Below are 17,257 nucleotides of genomic sequence, written 5' to 3'. Positions count from 1 at the left end.
CGCGGCTCTGGTTCAACTGGGCTTTAAAACCTGCAATACCCCTGATCAATCGCTGATCAACCACTGACGAGGAGCCATAACATGGCCACGAAGAAAGCTGCGAAGAAGAAACCCGCCGCCAAGAAGGCTGCTAAGAAGGTCGCCAAGAAGCCGGCCGCCAAGAAGGCCGTGAAGAAGGTAGCCAAGAAGGCCGCTAAGAAGGTCGCCAAGAAGCCGGCCAAGAAGGCCGCCAAGAAGGCCGCCAAGAAGGTCGCCCGCAAGCCGGCGAAGAAGGCCGCCAAGAAGACTGCCAAGAAGGCCGTCAAGAAGGCTGCTAAGAAGGCCGTCAAGAAGGCTGCCAAGAAGGTCGCCAAGAAGCCCGCTAAGAAGGCTGCTAAGAAGGCCGCCAAGAAAGTAGCCAAGAAGCCCGCTAAGAAGGCTGCTAAGAAGGCTGCCAAGAAGCCTGCCAAGAAGGCGAAGAAGGCCGCGAAGAAGTCGGCTCGCAAGCCGGCCGCAGCGGCCATGCCGGCGACCCCGGCTCCGCTGATCTAATAAAGCCCCGAAAGCCGTAATCCCGCTCTCTCCCCGCAGCCCAGGCGGGGGGAGAGTTTTTTATTTGGGGCCCGCGAAATCTTCGGGGACCCGCCATCGTCGGTGGCCAGCGTCGCCGATCCTGGTTTCTGCGCCTGAGCCGTGGTGTTCGACGGCCGCCTCCCGCGCGAGCCCTAAGGCACAGCCAGTGTGCCGCCGCTGACCATGGCAGCCCTCTCACTCTGGGCTCGGGTCGTAACGGCCTCGCTCAGGAGGGCGCTGGTGCCCACACGCATTCGCGAACGCCGTAGGGTGTGGTGAGCCGAAGGCGAACCGCACCACCGCTCGGACCGGGAGGTCCGCGTCGATCGATTGCTGCCGCAACCGCGAGCTGCGCGCTGATCCCCGGGTAGGTGCGCCCAAGGACGCCAGCAGCTGGCCGCGCTCGATCCAAAGGACCATGGGCGCATAAAGGCGCAGGCACGCCTACAGACCGCCTGCGACGCGTGTGAGCGCGCAGGCTGGGGTTTGGATCGTCTTGAGTCGCTGCGCGCCGCTTAGCGCGGCGCGGCGGTCGCGGTCGCGGCTTCGCTGCCGGCCGGGTTGGCCGGATTGCGGCCGCTGTCGGCGTCGACGTACAGGGTCGGATCGTCGAAGTCGACGTCGAGCCAGCGCTCCGGCGGCATGCCGATGGCGCGGTCGAGTATGGTCGGCAGCAGGCCGGAGGGCAGGGCGCTCTCGCTGTTCCAGAGCACGGCGATGCCGAGGTCGCGCTCGGGCAGCAGCGCGACCAGGCCGCGGTAGCCCTGCACCGCGCCGCCATGGAACACCAACTGATGGCCGGCGTAGTCGTACACGCGCCAGCCCAGGGCGTAGCCGGCCGAGCTCACGCGCGAACGGCGCCAGGCCGAGCCGCGGGTTTCGCCCGGGGTATCGACCAGCGGCTGGTGCAGCGTCGCCAGCAGCGGCGCCGGCAGCACGTCGGGACGATGGCCGGTCTGTGCGAGCAGCCACTGCGCCATGTCGCTGGCGCTGGCGTTGACGCCGGCGGCCGGCGGCAACTGGTAGTAGGTCGGCTTGGGCGCGACCGAGGTCCAGCCGCCGCGCGCACGCACGTGCGGACGCGCCCAGCGCGCGCTGGCGGTGATGCCTTCCAGGCCGAGGCTGGCGTCGTTCATGCCCAGCGGCTTGAACAGACGGCGCTGCACTTCCTGGCTGTAGAAGTCGCCGGTGGCGGCGAAGACCACGTCGCCGATCAGGCTGAAAGCGATGTTCTGGTAGCCGTAGCAGGTGCCGGGCTGGCAGGACATCGGCGCGTACGCGAGCTTCTGCGTCAGCGTGCGGTAGTCGGTGTAGTTCTCGAGATCGCGGTCGTAGGTGTTGTGGGTCAGGCCGACGCGATGGCTGAGCAGGTCGGCGACGGTGATCTGCTGCGCCGCAGAAGGATCGACCAGCTGGAAGCCGGGCATGTAGTCGACCAGCTTGCTGTCCCAGCGCAGGGTGCCGTCGTTGACCAGCACGCCGGCCATGGTCGCGGCCACGCCTTTGGACAACGAAGCCAGGCGGAATACGGTGTGGGCATCGACCGGCTCGGCCGCGCGCACGTCGGTGATGCCGTAGCCGCGCGCGCTGAGGATGCGGCCGTTGTGCACGATCGCCATCGCCAGTCCCGGCACGCGCTGATTGGCGACCAACTGCTGGGCCATGGCTTCGAACTGCTGCACCTCGAAGCCCGCAGCCAGCGGCATGACCGCATTGCGGGTCGCGTAATTCGCCACGGGTTGCGGCAGGCCATGCGCCGGTTCGGCGGTGGCGACGCGCGCGCTCGACGTCGGCGGGTTCCAGCGCAACGAAGTCTGCGCGGCGGAACCCAGGGTCAAAGTAAGCAGGCCGGCGAGGCTCGCTACACGCCAGAACGTGCGTCGCGACCGCGGGATCGGCTCTTCTTTCATCGGTCGCAGCGCCTGCGTATGCTGGGTTGCGCTCGATAATAGCGCCGATCTAAGGGGATTGGGGAACAACCATGTTCAGCATTCTGATTTTGTTGGCTTTAGTGGCCATCGTCGCAGTTTGGATCGTGGGCATTTACAACGCCCTGGTGACGTCCCGGAACGCCTATAAAAATGCCTTCGCCCAGATCGACGTGCAGCTGCAGCGGCGCTTCGACCTGATCCCGAACCTGGTCGAGACGGTCAAAGGCTATCTGACCCATGAACGCGAGACCCTGGAAGCGGTGATCGCAGCCCGTGGCGCGGCGGTGTCGGGCCTGGCCGCGGCCAAAGCCAACCCGGGCGATCCGGCGGCCATGGAGCAATTGGCGGCGGGCCAGGGCCAGCTGAATGGGGCGCTGGGGCGGCTGCTCGCGGTCTCGGAGGCCTACCCGGACCTCAAGGCCAACCAGAACATGATGCAGCTCACCGAGGAGCTGACCAGCACCGAGAACAAGGTCGCGTTCGCGCGCCAGGCCTACAACGACTCGGTGATGGCCTACAACAATCGGCGCGAGATCTTCCCGTCCAGCGTGGTCGCCGGCATGTTCAGCTTCGGCGCCGCCGCGCTGCTGGAAATCCCGGCCGAGCGCGCGGAAATGCGCGAAGCGCCGAAGGTGAAGTTCTAACCGGCCCGGATCCGGAATCGGGGAGGCCGGATCCGCCCGGCGAGCGCCGGCGAGCCGGGCCACGAATCCCCGAATCCCGGGTCTCCCATCTCGGATTCCCTGCATGAATTTCTTCGAACGCCAGGCGCAGGCCCGGCGCACGTCGGCCCGGTTGGTGTTGCTGTTCGGGCTGGCCGTGGCCGGCATCGTGTTGGCAGTGGACCTGGCGGTGCTGGTGTTCGCCGGTGCCGATCCGGTAATGCTGGCCCTGGCCAGCTTGGGCACGATCGCCGTGATCGGCTTGGGTTCGTTGTTCCGCATCGCCTCGCTGCGCGGCGGCGGCGAATCGGTCGCCTTGCAGATGGGCGGCGTGCCGGTGCCGGAAGACACCCGCGATCTCAACCTGCGCCGCTTGCGCAACGTGGTCGAGGAGATCGCGATCGCGTCCGGCGTGCCGATGCCCAGGCTCTACGTGCTCGAACACGAGGCCGGCATCAACGCGTTCGCGGCCGGTTACTCGCCGTCGGACGCGGTGGTCGCGGTGACCCGCGGCGCGCTCGACCGGCTCAACCGCGACGAGCTGCAGGGCGTGATCGCGCACGAGTTCAGCCACATCCTCAACGGCGACATGCGCCTGAACATCCGCCTGATGGGGGTGCTGTTCGGGATCCTGATGCTGGCCATCATCGGCCGCAAGATCCTCGAGGGCGGCCGCCTCGGCGGGCGCAACAGCAAGGGCCTGGGCGCGATTCTGGTGGCGGCGCTGGTGGCGATGCTGGTCGGCTACATCGGTCTGTTCTTCGGCCGCATGATCAAGGCCAGCGTGAGCCGCAGCCGCGAGCGCCTGGCCGATGCCTCGGCGGTGCAGTTCACCCGCCAGACCGCGGGCCTGGCCGGCGCGCTGAAGAAGATCGGCGGCCTGCATGAAGGCGCCCAGCTCAACGACCGCGCCGATGCCGAGGAGGTCAGCCACATGCTGTTCGGCGACGGCGTCGGTTTCAGCGGCTTGTTCGCGACCCATCCGCCGCTGCTGGAGCGCATCCGCGCGCTGGAGCCGTCGTTCCGCGCCGATCAGCTGGAAAGCCTGAGCCGCCGCTGGTCGATCGAGCCGCCGCAAGGCCTGGCCGAGGACGTGGCGATGGGCTTCACCGATCCGGCGCCACCGCCGCCGCTGCCGCCGATCGAAAGCCTGCACGCGGTGACGCCGCCGATGGTCGCGGCCCAGGTCGCTCAACCCGGCGCCGACGATTACCGCCGCGCCGACCTCATCGCCGCGACTCTGCCCGATGGATTGCGCGCGCTGGCGGCGCAGCGCGACGCGGTGGTGCCGCTGTTGCTGGCCCTGCTGCTGGACGACGACGCCCAGATCGCCGCGCGTCAGCACTACGAGATCGCCGCGCGCCTGGGGCCGGAACTGGCCGACGAGGCGCGCCGTCTGCGCCTGCAAGCACTGGCCGACCTGCACCCGATGCTGCGCCTGCCGCTGGCGTCGCTGGCGTTCCCGGTGCTGCGCTTGCGCCCGCGTCCACAGCTGGACATGTTCATGGACGCGGTGCAGGCGGCGGTCAACGCCGACGGCCGGGTCTCGCTGTTCGAGTACTGCCTGGCGCGGTTGCTGACCGTGCAGGTGGTGGAGTCGCTGGATCCGTCGCGGCACGCGCGCTTCGGCCGGCGCAAGCCGCAGGCGGTGGCGGCGGAACTGGCGACCTTGCTGGCGGTGGTCGCGCAGAGCGGGCACGCCGATGCGGCGTCCGCGCAGCGCGCCTACCTTGCCGGCCTGCAGCGCGTACTGCCGCAGGAGCACCGTCCTTACGCGCCGCCGGCCGACGGCGTGCTGGCCCTGGATCGTGTGTGGGAGGCCTTGGATGCGCTGGATCCGCTGGCCAAGCAACTGCTGGTGGAAGCGGTGACCGCGGCGGGCAGCCACGACAACCGGATCGCGGTCGCGGAAGCGGAATTGCTGCGCACGATCTGCGCGGTGTTGCATTGTCCGTTGCCGCCGATGTTGGCGAAGGCCTAGCTGCGGGGCGCGCTGCTTTTTCGGGAGGGGCGCGGCATGCGGCGGTCGAGCTTCGAAGGTGTTCCGGCGGTGTGCATGGCCCGCTGCCGTCGCTTTGGGGTAGGAGCGGCGTAAGCCGCGACCGCGACCTTCGCCTGCCGGCGGGGCTTCGCGCCGGGTCCGCCGTCCGCTTTCTGCCTTGTGCTTTCTGTGGGAGCGGCGTGAGCCGCGATCACCAGTCCGGCGGCCGCGCCTGTTCCGCTCTGGCCTTGGGGTAGGAGCGGCGTGAGCCGCGACCGCGAACTTCGGCTGCTGGTGGGGTTTCGCTTCGGGTCCGCTTTCTGCTTTCTGTGGGAGCGGCGTGAGCCGCGATCGCCAGTTCGGCGGCCGCGCCTGTTCCGCTCTGGCCTTGGGGTAGGAGCGGCGTGAGCCGCGACCGCGAACTTCGGCTGCTGGCGGGGTTTCGCTTCGGGTCCGCTTTCTGCTTTCTGTGGGAGCGGCGTNGGCCTTGGGGTAGGAGCGGCGTGAGCCGCGACCGCGAACTTCGGCTGCTGGCGGGGTTTCGCTTCGGGTCCGCTTTCTGCTTTCTGTGGGAGCGGCGTGAGCCGCGATCGTCAGTTCGGCGGCCGCGCCTGTTCCGCTCTGGCCTTAGGGTAGAAGCGGCGTGAGCCGCGACCGCGAACTTCGGCTGCTAGCGGGGTTTCGCTTCGGGTCCGCTTTCTGCTTTCTGTGGGAGCGGCGTAAGCCGCGATCGCCAGTCCGGCGGCCGCGCCTGTTCCGCTCTGGCCTTGGGGTAGGAGCGGCGTGAGCCGCGACCGCGAACTTCGGCTGCTGGCGGGGTTTCGCTTCGGGTCCGCTTTCTGCTTTCTGTGGGAGCGGCGTNGGCCTTGGGGTAGGAGCGGCGTGAGCCGCGACCGCGAACTTCGGCTGCTGGCGGGGTTTCGCTTCGGGTCCGCTTTCTGCTTTCTGTGGGAGCGGCGTAAGCCGCGATCGCGAATTCCGTTTGCTGCGTTGGCTTCGTTCTTAAGCAACAGCTTCCGCCCGCTGCGCGTGCGGGTCACTTTCTCTTGCTAGCCCAAGAGAAAGTAACCAAAGAGAAGGGCTTACCTTGACAACTCTCCCGTGCGAGATCGGAGGTGGCGCGGGGATTTTTCGAAGGAACATCCTGTTCCTCGAAAAACGGCGCGCGTCCTGCGCGCCGCCCTTCGGGTCTGAGGCGCGGGGATTTTTCGAAGGAACATCCTGTTCCTCGAAAAACGGCGCGCGTCCTGCGCGCCGCCCTTCGGGTCTGAGTGGGGTTGGGCGAGTGCGGGGGCATTGGATTTCAATGCAACAGCAACAACAACGGCAACAGCAACAGCAACGGCAGTCGTGGGGCACCAGCACCAGCACCCGAAACAGGGCCGCACGTTCGCTGCATGCATCGCCAAGCCGGTCACGTCTCGGGAGTCGATCCGTACTTCAGCGCAGTATCTGCTAGCGTTGGCCCCGCCGTGCATCGAGAGGCCGCCGCCGCCTCCGTAAGCCGCTCGCCGTGGCTGTCGCGCTGGCAAGGCGAGCGCTTTCGTTGCCTGGAAAGGGACGACTTCCGGCGGTTTTCAATGGAGGAAAACGCAATGAAGAAATGGACTGCGAAAGGCGCTGTGTTGGCTCTGTTCGTCGGGATGGGTGCGACCGCTCCGGTCGCGGCGGAACCGACCTATGCCTGCACGGCGGAGACGGAAGGGCATATGTTCCTGGTGGCTTACGATCATCCGGTCGATCCGGGTTACTACTACCAGTGCCGCGGCGGCGCATGGCGTCTGGTCGGTATCTGCACGGCGGGCGGGGGCTGTCCTCCCGAGCCGGACCCGAATGGGCCGATCGTGGAAATGTAGCGCCTTAGGATGCGCTGAGCCGCAGGCGAACCGCATCGTCGCGCGAATCGGTGATTGGCGGTGGCGCGGTTGTCCGCACCCTGCGGCCTACTGGCTACGCTGCTCGATCCGCATGCGCATCCGCTCCCTCTCCCGCTTGCGGGAGAGGGTTGGGGTGAGGGGATGAGCGCCGCAGGCGCGAAGGCCGTTGCGCGAAACTCCGCAAATGGTTGCGTTAGCCGCAGCCTGCGACATGCCGCCGATGCTTACTGCGCGCGGCCGCGAATCAAATCCGCCGCGCGCTCGGCGATCATCATCGTCGGCGCATTGGTATTGCCGCCGATCAAGGTCGGCATCACCGAGGCGTCGACCACGCGCAGGCCTTCGACGCCGCGGACGCGCAGTTGCGGGTCGACCACCGATTCCTCGTCGCTGCCCATGCGGCAGGTGCCGATCGGGTGGTAGACGGTTTCGGCCTTTTCGCGGATGAACTCGATCAGCTCGGCGTCGCTGTAGTCGTTGCGGGGCGGGAAGATCGGCGCGCCGCGGTAGGCGTCGAAGGCCTTCTGCGCGAACAGTTCGCGCGAGAGCTTGGCGCATTCGAGCATCATCTTCAGATCGAAACCTTCCGGATCGCTCAGATAACGCGCTTCGATGCGGGCCTTGTCCGCGGCGCGCGCGCTGACCAGGCCGATGCGGCCACGGCTGCGCGGGCGCAGGAAGCAGGCGTGCAGGGTGTAGCCGTCGCCGACGAGGCGGCGGCGGCCGTGGTCGTCGAGCATGGCCGGCACGAAATGCAGCTGGATGTCGGCGCGCTCGTCGGGCGCCAGCGCCGAACGCACGAACGCGCCGGCCTCCGCGATATTGCTGCTGCCGGGGCCGCTGTGGCCGCGCAGGTAGTAGTCGAAGGCGATGCGCAGGTCGCTGACGCGGTCGTAGGTGACGCGTTGGGTCGAGTGCTGCAGGGTGCAGATGTCGAGGTGATCCTGCAGGTTCTCGCCGACCTGCGGCGCGTCGGCGACCACGTCGATACCGTGCTTGCGCAATTGCGCGGCCGGACCGACGCCGGACAGCATCAGCAGCTGTGGCGAGTTGATAGCGCCGCCGCTGAGCAGGATCTCGCGCGAGACTTCCTGGTGGTAGGGCTGGCCGTTGGCGACGTAGATCACGCCGTTGGCGCGGCCTTTGTCGAAGGTGATGCGGTTGACCTGGGCGCCGGTGACGATGGTCAGGTTGTGGCGTTCGCGCGCCGGGTCGAGGTAGGCGACCGCGCTGGAGCAGCGCGCGCCGTTCTTCTGGGTGACCTGGTAATAGCCGAAACCCTGCTGGGCGGCGCCGTTGAAGTCGCGGTTGACCGCATAGCCGGCTTCGCGGCCGGCCTCGATGAACACCTGCGACAGCGGGTTGGTGTAGCGCAGGTCGGAGACGTAGAGCGGGCCGTTGGCGCCGTGCAGGGCGTCGTCGCCGCGGCTGTTGCGCTCGGAGCGGCGGAAGTAGGGCAGCACCGTCTTCCAATCCCAGCCGGTCGCGCCTTGCGCGGACCAGTCGTCGTAGTCGCCGGACACGCCGCGGATGTAGCACATGGCATTGATCGAACTCGACCCGCCCAGCACCTTGCCGCGCGGCCACCACAGGGTGCGGCCGTTGAGCTCGTGCTCGGGTGCGGTGTCGTAGTCCCAGTTCACGCCCTTCTTGTTGACCAGCTTGGACAGGCCGGCGGGCATGTGGATAAAGGGATGGCGGTCGCGCGGCCCGGCTTCGAGCAGCAACACCTTGGTGTCCGGGTCTTCGCTGAGGCGGTTGGCGAGCACGCAGCCGGCCGAACCGGCACCGATGATGATGTAGTCGTACACGCCCACGCCCTGTCTGTGACCGGGCGACCGTAAGCCTGGCGATTAGAGCAAATGCTCCCAATAACGCGCGAGCGGCCGGCATGCGCCGCGGTGGCGGGGTGGGGCGGGTTCGGCTAACGTTCCGCCAGCACGTGCCGGCCAGCGCGCACGGGAGCGAGGACATGAGGCGCGATCCCAGCCAGCCGACACCGACCGCGGGACGCTGCGCGTGACCGATCCGATACGGACCGACGCCGAGCCCGCGCCCGCGCCCGCCACCGGTCGCTGGGGCCGTTTCCGCGCCGCGCTGGCCGAGTCGCCGCCGCTGTGGTGGTCGCTGCTGTACTTCTTCAGCCTGCTCTGCGGCTACTACGTGCTGCGCCCGGTGCGCGACGCGATGGGCGCCTCGGGCGATATCGAGACCGTGTTCCCGCCCGGGTTGATCGCCTGGGCCCTGAGCCACGGCGTGTCGCTGAAGGAGTTCACCCTGCAGGTGCTGTTCACCTGCACCTTCCTGAGCATGCTGGCCTTGCAGCCGGTGTACGGCGCGCTGGTGTCGCGCTTCCCGCGCCGGGTGTTCCTGCCGGTGGTGTACCTGATCTTCATCGCCTGCCTGCTCGGTTTCTACTGGGCCTTCCACCACGAACTGGCGGGGCGCGGCGCGCTGTTCTTCGTCTGGACCGCGGTGTTCAACCTGTTCGCGGTGACGGTGTTCTGGAGCTTCATGGCCGACGTGTTCGACCACGAGCATTCCAAGCGGGTATACGGCTACATCGGCGCCGGCGGCACGGTCGGCGCCCTGTTGGGCCCGCTGATCACCGGCCTGCTGGTCGGCCGTCTGGGCGTGGCCAATCTGCTGCTGGTGTCGGCCGCGTTCCTGGCGGTGTGCCTGCTGTGCATCCTGCGCCTGCGGGTGTGGGCGATCCGGCGCGAGCAGGTCAGCGGCGCGGCCAGCGGCGAAGTCGCGATGGGCGGTTCGGTGCTGGCCGGCCTGAAACTGGTCTGGCAGCGGCCGGTGCTGCGCGCGCTGGCGCTGGTGATGTTCTTCGGCGTCGGCGTGGGCACGCTGCTCTACAACGAGCAGGCGGCGATCGTGAAACAGTTCTACCCGAACGCGCAGGCGGCGGCGCGCTATTACTCGATCATCGACGGCTTCGTGAACGGCACCACCATCCTGGTGCAGCTGCTGCTCACGCGCTTCCTGCTGCGGCGCTGGGGCGTGGCGCCGACCCTGCTGGTGCCGGCGTTCGCGATCCTGTTCGGCTATGCGTTGCTGGCGCTGTCGCCGCTGCCGCTGCTGGTGGCGATCGTGCAGGTGGCCACGCGCGCGGGCGAGTTCTCGCTGGCCAAGCCCGGCCGCGAGACGATCTACACGCGGGTCGACCGCGAATCGCGCTACAAGGCCAAGGCGGTGATCGACACCGTGGTCTACCGCGCCGGCGATCTGACCTTCGTCTGGCTGCACAAGGCGCTGGCGATCTTCGGCACGCGCATGGTGTTCGTGGCTGGCATCGGCGTGGCCCTGGGCATGACCTTCGGCGCATGGCGGGTGATCCGTGCCCAGCGCACGCTGCCGGTCGACGCCGCCACGCCCGGGACCGACCGATGACCCACCGCCGCGATTTCCTCGCCGTCGGCCTCGCCGGCGCCGGCCTGCTGGTCCTACCGTCGTTCGCGCGCAGCAAGCCGCGGTCGAAGCCGCTGAAGATCCTGGTCATGGGCGGCACCGGTTTTCTCGGCCCGCATTTCGTCGAGGCCGCGCGCAAGGCCGGCCATACCCTGACCCTGTTCAACCGCGGCAAGACCAACCCGGAGCGTTTCGCGGGCGCGGACTACCGCGACGTCGAGCAACTGCACGGCGACCGCAAGACGGACATGAAGGCGCTGGAAGGCGAGCGCCGCTGGGACGCGGTGCTGGACACGTCCGCGTATCTGCCCGCCGACGTGACCCGTGCGGCCAAGCTGCTGGGCCCGCGGGTGGGCCAGTACCTGCTGGTGTCGACGATCTCGGTCTACGCCAAGACCGATACCCCGAACCAGGACGAGACCGCGCCGCTGGCGCAGCTGGCCGATCCCACCGTTACCGAGGTCACCGGCGAAACCTACGGCGGCCTCAAGGCGCTGTGCGAACGCGCCGCCGAAGCCGAACTGCCGGGCCGCACGACCGTGGTGCGGCCGGGCCTGATCGTCGGTCCCGGCGACACCACCGACCGCTTCACCTATTGGCCGGCGCGCGCGGACCGCGGCGGCGAGATCCTCGCCCCGGGCAGCGCTAAGGATCCGACCCAGTTCATCGACGTGCGCGATCTGGCCGCGTTCCTGCTGCGCACGCTGGAGCAACGCAGCTTCGGCATCTACAACGCCGACGCGCCGGCCGGAAAACTGAGCATGGGCGAGGTGCTGGGCGTCTGCCAGCAGGTCGCGGGCGCAATGAAGGCGCCGAAATCGACCCTGACCTGGGTGCCGGCCGCGTTCCTCGAAGCGCAGAAGGTCAGCCCTTGGCAGGACATGCCGATCTGGATTCCGGCCAGCGGCGACTACGCCGGCTTCGGCCGCATCAGCAGCGCCAAGGCGCAGGCGGCGGGCCTGACCTACCGGCCGCTGCGCGAGACCGTGCGCGACACCCTGGCGTATTGGCGCGGCCTGCCCGCCGAACGTCGCGCCAAGCCCAAGGCCGGCCTGTCCGCCGCGCGCGAAGCCGAAGTGCTCGCGGCCTGGCACGCGCAGGCCAAGCAAACCGCGGGATGAACCGGCCGGATCGGCGGCGGCGATGGTGGCGGCGCTGGAGCGCGCGCATCCTCGCTCTGCTGGTGCTGGTCTTCGCGGTCTGGGGCTGCGTGATCGAGCCCGGCTCCTTGACCGAGCGCGACTACGCGTTTTCCCTGCCGAACTGGTCGCCGGAGTGCGACGGTCTGCGCGTGGAACTGGTGTCGGACCTGCACGTGGGTTCGCCGCGCAACGGCCTGGCCCAGTTCGACCGGCTGGTCGCGCGGCTGGCCGTGAGCGATTCGCAGGCGGTGCTGATGGCCGGCGACTACGTGATCCTGAGCGTATTCCTGGGCACCTACATCCCCGCCGACACCATCGCCGAGCACCTCAAGCCGCTGACCGCGCGCAAGCCGGTGTATGCGGTGCTCGGCAACCACGACTGGTGGAAGGACGGCGTACGCGTGCGCCGCGCGCTGGAGTCGGTCGGCGTGGTGGTGCTGGAGGACCAGGCGCGCGAGGTGCAGCTCGGCCGCTGCCGGCTGTGGATGGTCGGCGTGGGCGATCTGCTGGAGGCGCCGCACGATGTCGGCCGCGCGTTTTCCGCAATCGACGACAAGGCGCCTGCCCTGGCGATCACGCACAATCCCTTGCTGTTCCGGCGGATGCCGGCGCGCGCTTCGCTGGTCGTGGCCGGGCATACCCACGGCGGCCAGATCGCGTTCCCGCTGCTGGGCCGGCCGGGTTTGTGGAAGGAAGTCGATGGCGCCTATCCGGTCGGCCGTTTCGAAGAGGACGGACGGCAGCTGTTCGTGACCCAGGGCATCGGCACCAGCATCCTGCCGATCCGGTTCGGCGTGCCGCCGGAGATTTCGCGACTGCATTTGTGCGGGCAGGGCGCGGGCCGCGACGCGGCCTGCCGTTGATACCGAGGAGCGAACGCATGGCCGCAGGACGGCGCGCGTGGCGACTGACGGTCCCGCTGTGGGGCCTGGCGTCGCTGTGCGCCGCGGCGGCGCCGGTCGAGACGCCGACCGCCGAGGTCAGCATCGAGGAGCGCATCGTCCGCTACCGCATCTTCGGCCGCAGCGCGCTGGAACTGGCCGGGCAGATGCGCCAGCACGGCCCCGAGCACGCCCTCGGCGGCCGCCGCCTCGCCGGCAGCACCGACTGGCACGTGACCTGGTCCTACCAGTCGCTGCCGCGCCACGGGCGCTGCGAGCTGATTTCGGTGACGGTCGGCGCCGAGATCGTGACCACCCTTCCGGAGTGGAGCGGCGCACGCGTCGAAAGCGACCTGGCGCGCGAATGGCGGCGCTTCTACGCCGGTCTGCAACGGCACGAGGCCGGCCACGTCCAGCATGGCCGCGAAGCCGCGCTGGCGGTGCGCGACGCGATGCTGACGGCGACCGCGCAGCCGGATTGCAAACTGCTGCGGCGTGCCCTGGACGACGCCGCGCGCGCGCAGCTGCGGCGTTACGCCAGCCTCACCCGCCGCTACGACGCCGAGACCGACTTCGGCCTCCAGCAGGGCGTGCAGTTGCGGCCGTGAGCGCGGCGCCGGTTCCGGCCCTAGACTAGGCCGAACGCACGTCCACTTTCGGAGTCGCCCATGTCCTTGCTCGCCGTCTCGCTGATCCTGCTGGTCGCCGCGCTGCATGCCGGCTTCCTGGTGCTGGAGATGTTCCTGTGGACCAAGCCCGCCGGCCTCAAGGTGTTCCGCCAGTCGCGCGACAAGGCCGAGCAGTCCAAGGTGCTCGCGGCCAATCAGGGCCTGTACAACGGCTTCCTCGCCGCCGGCCTGATCTGGGCCGCGGCCGGCGGGCGCCGCGACGTGGCGCTGTTCTTCCTGGGCTGCGTGGTGGTCGCCGGCGTTTACGGCGCGGCCACGGTCAACCGCCGCATCTTCTTCGTCCAGGCGGTGCCGGCGCTGCTTGCGATCGCCGCGGTCTGCCTGGCCGGTTAACAGGGACGGCCGTCAGGCCAGCAGCGGCATCGCGAACGCGATCGCACCGAGCACGAACAGTGCGGTCAGCGCGTGCACCAGCGGCCGATCGATGCGCAGGAACACGAACTGCTCGACGGTGCGTCCGATCCAGAACAGCGACATGCCGGCCAGCAGCGCGCGGCCCAGCGCGCTGCCGTGCAACTCGTCGGTGAATACGAAGCACAGCGCGGCCACGCCCAGCAGCACGTAGATCAGGCGCAGGTTGAGGATCTGCAGGATCGCGCGGTCGGCGACGGTCGCCGTCTTCAAACTCTCGCGCCAGCGGAACAGCTTCCAGAACGCCATATGGAACACGGCGAAGGCGAGGCTGTGCAGGCCGCAGAGCCAGATCCAGGTGTGCGCGCTCATGGCCCGCACTCTAGCCGATGCGGGCTGCATGGGTTGTGCGGGACCGTCCGCAAGACCTGTGCTTGCGCACGCAGCGCCCTCGGCCCGGGCCTAGGGTGCGGTGAGCCGAAGGCGACCATCGCACCGTCGCGTCGCGCCGATGCGGCGGTCGCCGCCTCCTACGAGCGATGTCTCGATCGCGGCATTCGTTGGGGCAAGCGCTTCAAGCCTTGCGCGGCGATACCCACATCGCGATGCGGGCGCGGAACACCGCTTCGCCGGCGTCGTTGTTGACCACCACGCTGACCGGCAGGTCGTAGCCGGCGGCGGCTTCGACCACCGGGATGTCGGGCGTGGCGATGCCGTGCATGGTGCCGGTCGCCTTCTTCAGGTATTCGACCGTCATACCCTTGGGGATCCAGCGCATGCTGCGCGGGATCGTGGCGTCGGTCATCACTCCAGCGGTGAGTTCGGCCAGGTTGCACAGCGCGATCGCGTGCACGGTGCCGAGATGATTGGTGACGCGGCGGCGATGGCGCAGGGTGGCGACGCAGCGGCCGGGCTCCAGCGACTGGAAACGCGGCGCGATGCTGGCGAAGTAGGGCGCCTTGTGGCAGACCGCGCGCGAGAACAGCCAGCGGCCCGCGGGCAGGCGCTCGAGTTTGCGGTAGGTGGCGAGGATGTTGGTGCTCATCGGTGGACTCCGCTGGAGGGTGGCGACGTCGCGGCGCGGGCCGACGGCGCGCGGCGGCGTATCGAATGGATCGGCTTTGCGCTGTCGGCGGGCGCGCGACGGCCGCATGCGAAAACGGCGGACCCGAAGGCCCGCCGTTTCAGTTCAAGCGTCGAGGCGGTGCACGCCGCGGTTACGCGTCAGGCCGCGGCGCGTGCGTCGTGGCCGTGGTCGCGCAGGTTGCGGTACCCGGCCGAACGCAGCTCCTCGGTGTCGAAGTCGTCGACGCTGATCGCGTCGATCGTCATCTCACGCAGTTCTTCCAGTTGCTTGCGTTCCTCGGCGGTGATCCAGCCCTCGCGCACGCCCTCGTCGAGCTGGCTGGGGAAATCCAGCGCTTCGATGTCGCTGTTCTTCAGGGCCTTGAGGAACTTGCGCTCGACCGGCTCGGCCAGGATCACCTTCTGCAGGTAGCTGTTGATGCGGCCGGCCGGGTTGTTGGCGCAGGGCGTGGTGAACACGCCCTGGGCGAGGCGGTCGCGGGCGTCGTTGGGCGACATCAGCAGCGCCGCGGCGCGATGGCCGAGGCGGTCGCTCGGGGCCTGGGCACGACGGCCCCAGGGGAAGATCAGCGCCCACAGCAGCCAGCCGACCGGACGGATCGGGAAGTTGCGCAACGCGCCCGACAGCGCCAGTTCGATCTTGTGCACGGCGTCGTGGAAGGCCCAGGCCAGCAGCGGCTGGTCGCCGACCGGACGGCCCTCGTCCTCGTAACGCTTGAGCATGCTGCTGGCGATGTAGAGCTGGCTGAGCACGTCGCCCAGGCGTCCGGACAGCGACTCCTTGAACTTGAGCTTGCCGCCCAGCAGCAGCATCGAGGTGTCGGCCATCACCGCCAGGGTCGCCGAGTAGCGGTTGAGCTTGCGGTAGTAGCGGCGCGTGTAGGTATCGCCCGGGGCGGCGCCGATGCGCGCGCCGGTGAAGCCGTACCACCAGCTGCGCACGGCGTTGGAGATCGCGAAGCCGATGTGGCCGAACAGGTTCTTGTCGAACTCGCGCAGCGCCTGCGCCTTGTCGGGCAGCATCGCCGCCTTCATTTCCTTGAGCACCCACGGGTGGCACAGGATCGCGCCCTGGCCGAAGATCATCAGCGAGCGCGTCATGATGTTCGCGCCTTCCACCGTGATCATGATCGGCAGCGCCTGCCAGTTGCGGCCGGCGTAGTTCTGCGGTCCCAGGATGATGCCCTTGCCGCCGTGGATGTCCATCACGTCCTTGGCGACTTCGCGCGCCATCTCGGTGCAGTGGTACTTGGCGATGGTCGAAGGCACGGCCGGGTTCTCGCCGCGGGCGACCGCGGCGGCGGTGGCCTGCGACAGCGCACTGACCGCGTAGGCGCGGCCGGCGATGCGCGCCAGCGCTTCCTCGACGCCTTCGAAGCGGCCGACCGAGAGGCCGAACTGCTTGCGGATGCGGGCGTAGGCGCCGGTGACGATCGCGCCCATCTTGGCGCCGCCGCTGCCGGTGGAGGGCAGGGTGATCGAGCGGCCGATCGACAGGCACTCGACCAGCATCTGCCAGCCCTTGCCGGCGTAGGCTTCGCCGCCGATCAGCTGGCTGAGCGGAATGAACACTTCGTGGCCGCGGATCGGGCCGTTCTGGAAGGTGCTGTTGAGCGGGAAGTGGCGGCGGCCGATTTCGACGCCGGCGGTATCCCGCGGCAGCAGCGCGATGGTGATGCCGATGTCGCGCTTGTCGCCGATCAGGCCGTCCGGGTCGTACATGCGGAAGGCCAGGCCGATCAGGGTCGCGACCGGCGCCAGGGTGATGTAGCGCTTGTCGAACGTCAGCTTGACGCCGACCACGCGCGCGCCGTTCCAGTCGCCCATGGTCACGATGCCGAAGTCCGGAATCGAAGTGGCGTCCGAACCGGCCCAGGGACCGGTCAGGCCGAAGCAGGGCACTTCGCGGCCGTCGGCCAGGCGTGGCAGGTAGTGGTCCTTCTGTTCCTGGGTGCCGTAGTGCATCAGCAGTTCGGCCGGGCCCAGCGAGTTGGGCACGCCGACGGTCGAGCTGACCACGCTCGAAACCGAGGCCAGCTTCTGGATCACCTTGTGGTTGGCCAGCGCGCTGAAACCCAGGCCGCCGTATTCCTTCGGGATGTTGAGGCCGAAGAATTTGTTTTGCTTGATGTAGGACCAGACTTCCGGCTGCAGATCGGCGTAGACGTGGGTGATTTCCCAGTCGTTGGTCATCTTGCACAGCTCTTCGACCGGGCCGTCGAGGAAGGCCTGTTCTTCGGCGCTGAGTACCGGCTTGGGCTGCGACAGCAGCGCGTCCCAGTCCGGCTTGCCCGAGAACAGCTCGCCCTCGAACCCGACCGTGCCGGCTTCCAGCGCGGTGCGCTCGGTTTCCGACAGCGGCGGCAGGATCTTGGTGTAGAAGCCCAGCAGCGGCTTGGTGATCAGCGGCAGGCGGATCTGCGGGATCAGCAGCGGCACCGCGATCAGGGCCACGATGGCCGCGGCGATGACGGTCGCGACCGGATTGGCGCCGAACAGCCAGCAAGCCACCAGCACGGTGGCGGTCAGCGCGGCCCAGACCGGCAAACGCAGCCGGTGGTAGGCGGCGATCGCACCAATAAGAAGGAAAGCGATAAAGGGAATGGCGATGCTCATGGCGACGCTCCAGCGGCGTTACGGCGTGTTGGCTAGGCTCAGGCTAGTCGGGCATGCGTGATGCTGGAGGAG

The 17,257-nt window shown here is 68.6% G+C and carries 14 protein-coding genes; 9 read left to right on the top strand and 5 right to left on the bottom strand.

Going from position 1 to position 17,257, the window contains the following annotated elements:
• Positions 1-81: 81 nt before the first annotated feature.
• Positions 82-531 (top strand): histone, encoded by a 450-nt coding sequence (locus ASE10_RS19440; RefSeq protein ID WP_082559689.1) that lies wholly within the window; start codon positions 82-84, stop codon positions 529-531.
• A 536-nt stretch (positions 532-1,067) separates the two neighbouring features.
• Here ASE10_RS19440 and ASE10_RS04110 read toward each other — a convergent pair.
• Positions 1,068-2,390 (bottom strand): serine hydrolase domain-containing protein, encoded by a 1,323-nt coding sequence (locus tag ASE10_RS04110; RefSeq protein WP_327037117.1) that lies wholly within the window; start codon positions 2,388-2,390, stop codon positions 1,068-1,070.
• 143 nt (positions 2,391-2,533) lie between these two features.
• On the opposite strand from ASE10_RS04110, the gene ASE10_RS04105 reads away from it, so the two are divergent.
• The 3 genes from ASE10_RS04105 to ASE10_RS19960 all read left to right on the top strand — a co-directional run bounded on the left by ASE10_RS04105 (position 2,534) and on the right by ASE10_RS19960 (position 6,982).
• Positions 2,534-3,127 carry a LemA family protein gene (locus tag ASE10_RS04105; protein WP_055903578.1) on the top strand — a complete coding sequence of 198 codons (594 nt, stop codon included), beginning with the start codon at positions 2,534-2,536 and terminating at the stop codon, positions 3,125-3,127.
• A gap of 103 nt (positions 3,128-3,230) precedes the next feature.
• On the top strand, positions 3,231-5,126 hold the full coding sequence (locus ASE10_RS04100) for a M48 family metallopeptidase (RefSeq protein ID WP_056304976.1): 1,896 nt from the start codon (positions 3,231-3,233) through the stop codon (positions 5,124-5,126).
• A 1,397-nt stretch (positions 5,127-6,523) separates the two neighbouring features.
• Positions 6,524-6,982, top strand: a complete 459-nt coding sequence (locus ASE10_RS19960) for a hypothetical protein (RefSeq protein WP_157480863.1) — start codon at positions 6,524-6,526, stop codon at positions 6,980-6,982.
• A gap of 245 nt (positions 6,983-7,227) precedes the next feature.
• On the opposite strand, the gene ASE10_RS04090 is transcribed toward ASE10_RS19960, so the two are convergent.
• Positions 7,228-8,814 carry a choline dehydrogenase gene (locus tag ASE10_RS04090; protein ID WP_055904065.1) on the bottom strand — a complete coding sequence of 529 codons (1,587 nt, stop codon included), beginning with the start codon at positions 8,812-8,814 and terminating at the stop codon, positions 7,228-7,230.
• A 220-nt stretch (positions 8,815-9,034) separates the two neighbouring features.
• Here ASE10_RS04090 and ASE10_RS04085 point away from each other — a divergent pair, with 220 nt between their 5' ends.
• The 5 genes from ASE10_RS04085 to ASE10_RS04065 are packed head-to-tail and all read left to right on the top strand — an operon-like array spanning position 9,035 to position 13,465.
• On the top strand, positions 9,035-10,402 hold the full coding sequence (locus ASE10_RS04085) for an MFS transporter (RefSeq protein WP_055904062.1): 1,368 nt from the start codon (positions 9,035-9,037) through the stop codon (positions 10,400-10,402).
• Positions 10,399-11,541 (top strand): NAD-dependent epimerase/dehydratase family protein, encoded by a 1,143-nt coding sequence (locus ASE10_RS04080; protein WP_082586045.1) that lies wholly within the window; start codon positions 10,399-10,401, stop codon positions 11,539-11,541. Before ASE10_RS04085 ends, ASE10_RS04080 begins: the two co-directional genes overlap by 4 nt.
• Positions 11,538-12,425, top strand: a complete 888-nt coding sequence (locus tag ASE10_RS04075) for a metallophosphoesterase (protein WP_056099006.1) — start codon at positions 11,538-11,540, stop codon at positions 12,423-12,425. Before ASE10_RS04080 ends, ASE10_RS04075 begins: the two co-directional genes overlap by 4 nt.
• Before the next feature lie 17 nt (positions 12,426-12,442).
• The gene (locus tag ASE10_RS04070) at positions 12,443-13,051 is read left to right on the top strand and encodes a DUF922 domain-containing protein (protein ID WP_055903565.1); all 609 of its coding nucleotides are present in this window, start codon (positions 12,443-12,445) and stop codon (positions 13,049-13,051) included.
• Between the two features lie 60 nt (positions 13,052-13,111).
• Positions 13,112-13,465: a DUF1304 domain-containing protein gene (locus ASE10_RS04065; RefSeq protein ID WP_055903562.1), complete on the top strand. Its 354-nt coding sequence runs from the start codon at positions 13,112-13,114 to the stop codon at positions 13,463-13,465.
• Between the two features lie 12 nt (positions 13,466-13,477).
• Here the strand turns inward: ASE10_RS04065 and ASE10_RS04060 are convergent, their stop codons facing one another.
• The 3 genes from ASE10_RS04060 to ASE10_RS04050 form a co-directional block, all read right to left on the bottom strand.
• The gene (locus ASE10_RS04060; protein WP_055903559.1) at positions 13,478-13,855 is read right to left on the bottom strand and encodes a hypothetical protein; all 378 of its coding nucleotides are present in this window, start codon (positions 13,853-13,855) and stop codon (positions 13,478-13,480) included.
• A 202-nt stretch (positions 13,856-14,057) separates the two neighbouring features.
• The gene (locus tag ASE10_RS04055) at positions 14,058-14,528 is read right to left on the bottom strand and encodes a hotdog fold domain-containing protein (RefSeq protein WP_055904056.1); all 471 of its coding nucleotides are present in this window, start codon (positions 14,526-14,528) and stop codon (positions 14,058-14,060) included.
• 179 nt (positions 14,529-14,707) lie between these two features.
• On the bottom strand, positions 14,708-17,185 hold the full coding sequence (locus ASE10_RS04050) for an acyl-CoA dehydrogenase (RefSeq protein ID WP_056304978.1): 2,478 nt from the start codon (positions 17,183-17,185) through the stop codon (positions 14,708-14,710).
• Positions 17,186-17,257 lie beyond the last annotated feature (72 nt).

Source organism: Lysobacter sp. Root76 (genome assembly GCF_001428685.1).
Classification (GTDB): domain Bacteria; phylum Pseudomonadota; class Gammaproteobacteria; order Xanthomonadales; family Xanthomonadaceae; genus Lysobacter.
The sequence above is the reverse complement of the archived record's forward strand: the minus strand, read 5'-3'. Positions and strand labels throughout refer to the sequence as shown.

Bases quoted from the DNA above. Each gene is read 5' to 3' on its own strand.
- ASE10_RS04105 (WP_055903578.1), top strand. From the start codon at position 2,534: ATGTTCAGCATTCTGATTTTGTTGGCTTTAGTGGCCATCGTCGCAGTT.
- ASE10_RS04075 (WP_056099006.1), top strand. From the start codon at position 11,538: ATGAACCGGCCGGATCGGCGGCGGCGATGGTGGCGGCGCTGGAGCGCG.
- ASE10_RS04080 (WP_082586045.1), top strand. From the start codon at position 10,399: ATGACCCACCGCCGCGATTTCCTCGCCGTCGGCCTCGCCGGCGCCGGC.
- ASE10_RS04070 (WP_055903565.1), top strand. From the start codon at position 12,443: ATGGCCGCAGGACGGCGCGCGTGGCGACTGACGGTCCCGCTGTGGGGC.
- ASE10_RS04065 (WP_055903562.1), top strand. From the start codon at position 13,112: ATGTCCTTGCTCGCCGTCTCGCTGATCCTGCTGGTCGCCGCGCTGCAT.
- ASE10_RS04050 (WP_056304978.1), bottom strand. From the start codon at position 17,185: ATGAGCATCGCCATTCCCTTTATCGCTTTCCTTCTTATTGGTGCGATC.
- ASE10_RS19960 (WP_157480863.1), top strand. From the start codon at position 6,524: ATGCATCGCCAAGCCGGTCACGTCTCGGGAGTCGATCCGTACTTCAGC.
- ASE10_RS04060 (WP_055903559.1), bottom strand. From the start codon at position 13,855: ATGAGCGCGCACACCTGGATCTGGCTCTGCGGCCTGCACAGCCTCGCC.
- ASE10_RS19440 (WP_082559689.1), top strand. From the start codon at position 82: ATGGCCACGAAGAAAGCTGCGAAGAAGAAACCCGCCGCCAAGAAGGCT.
- ASE10_RS04100 (WP_056304976.1), top strand. From the start codon at position 3,231: ATGAATTTCTTCGAACGCCAGGCGCAGGCCCGGCGCACGTCGGCCCGG.
- ASE10_RS04055 (WP_055904056.1), bottom strand. From the start codon at position 14,528: ATGAGCACCAACATCCTCGCCACCTACCGCAAACTCGAGCGCCTGCCC.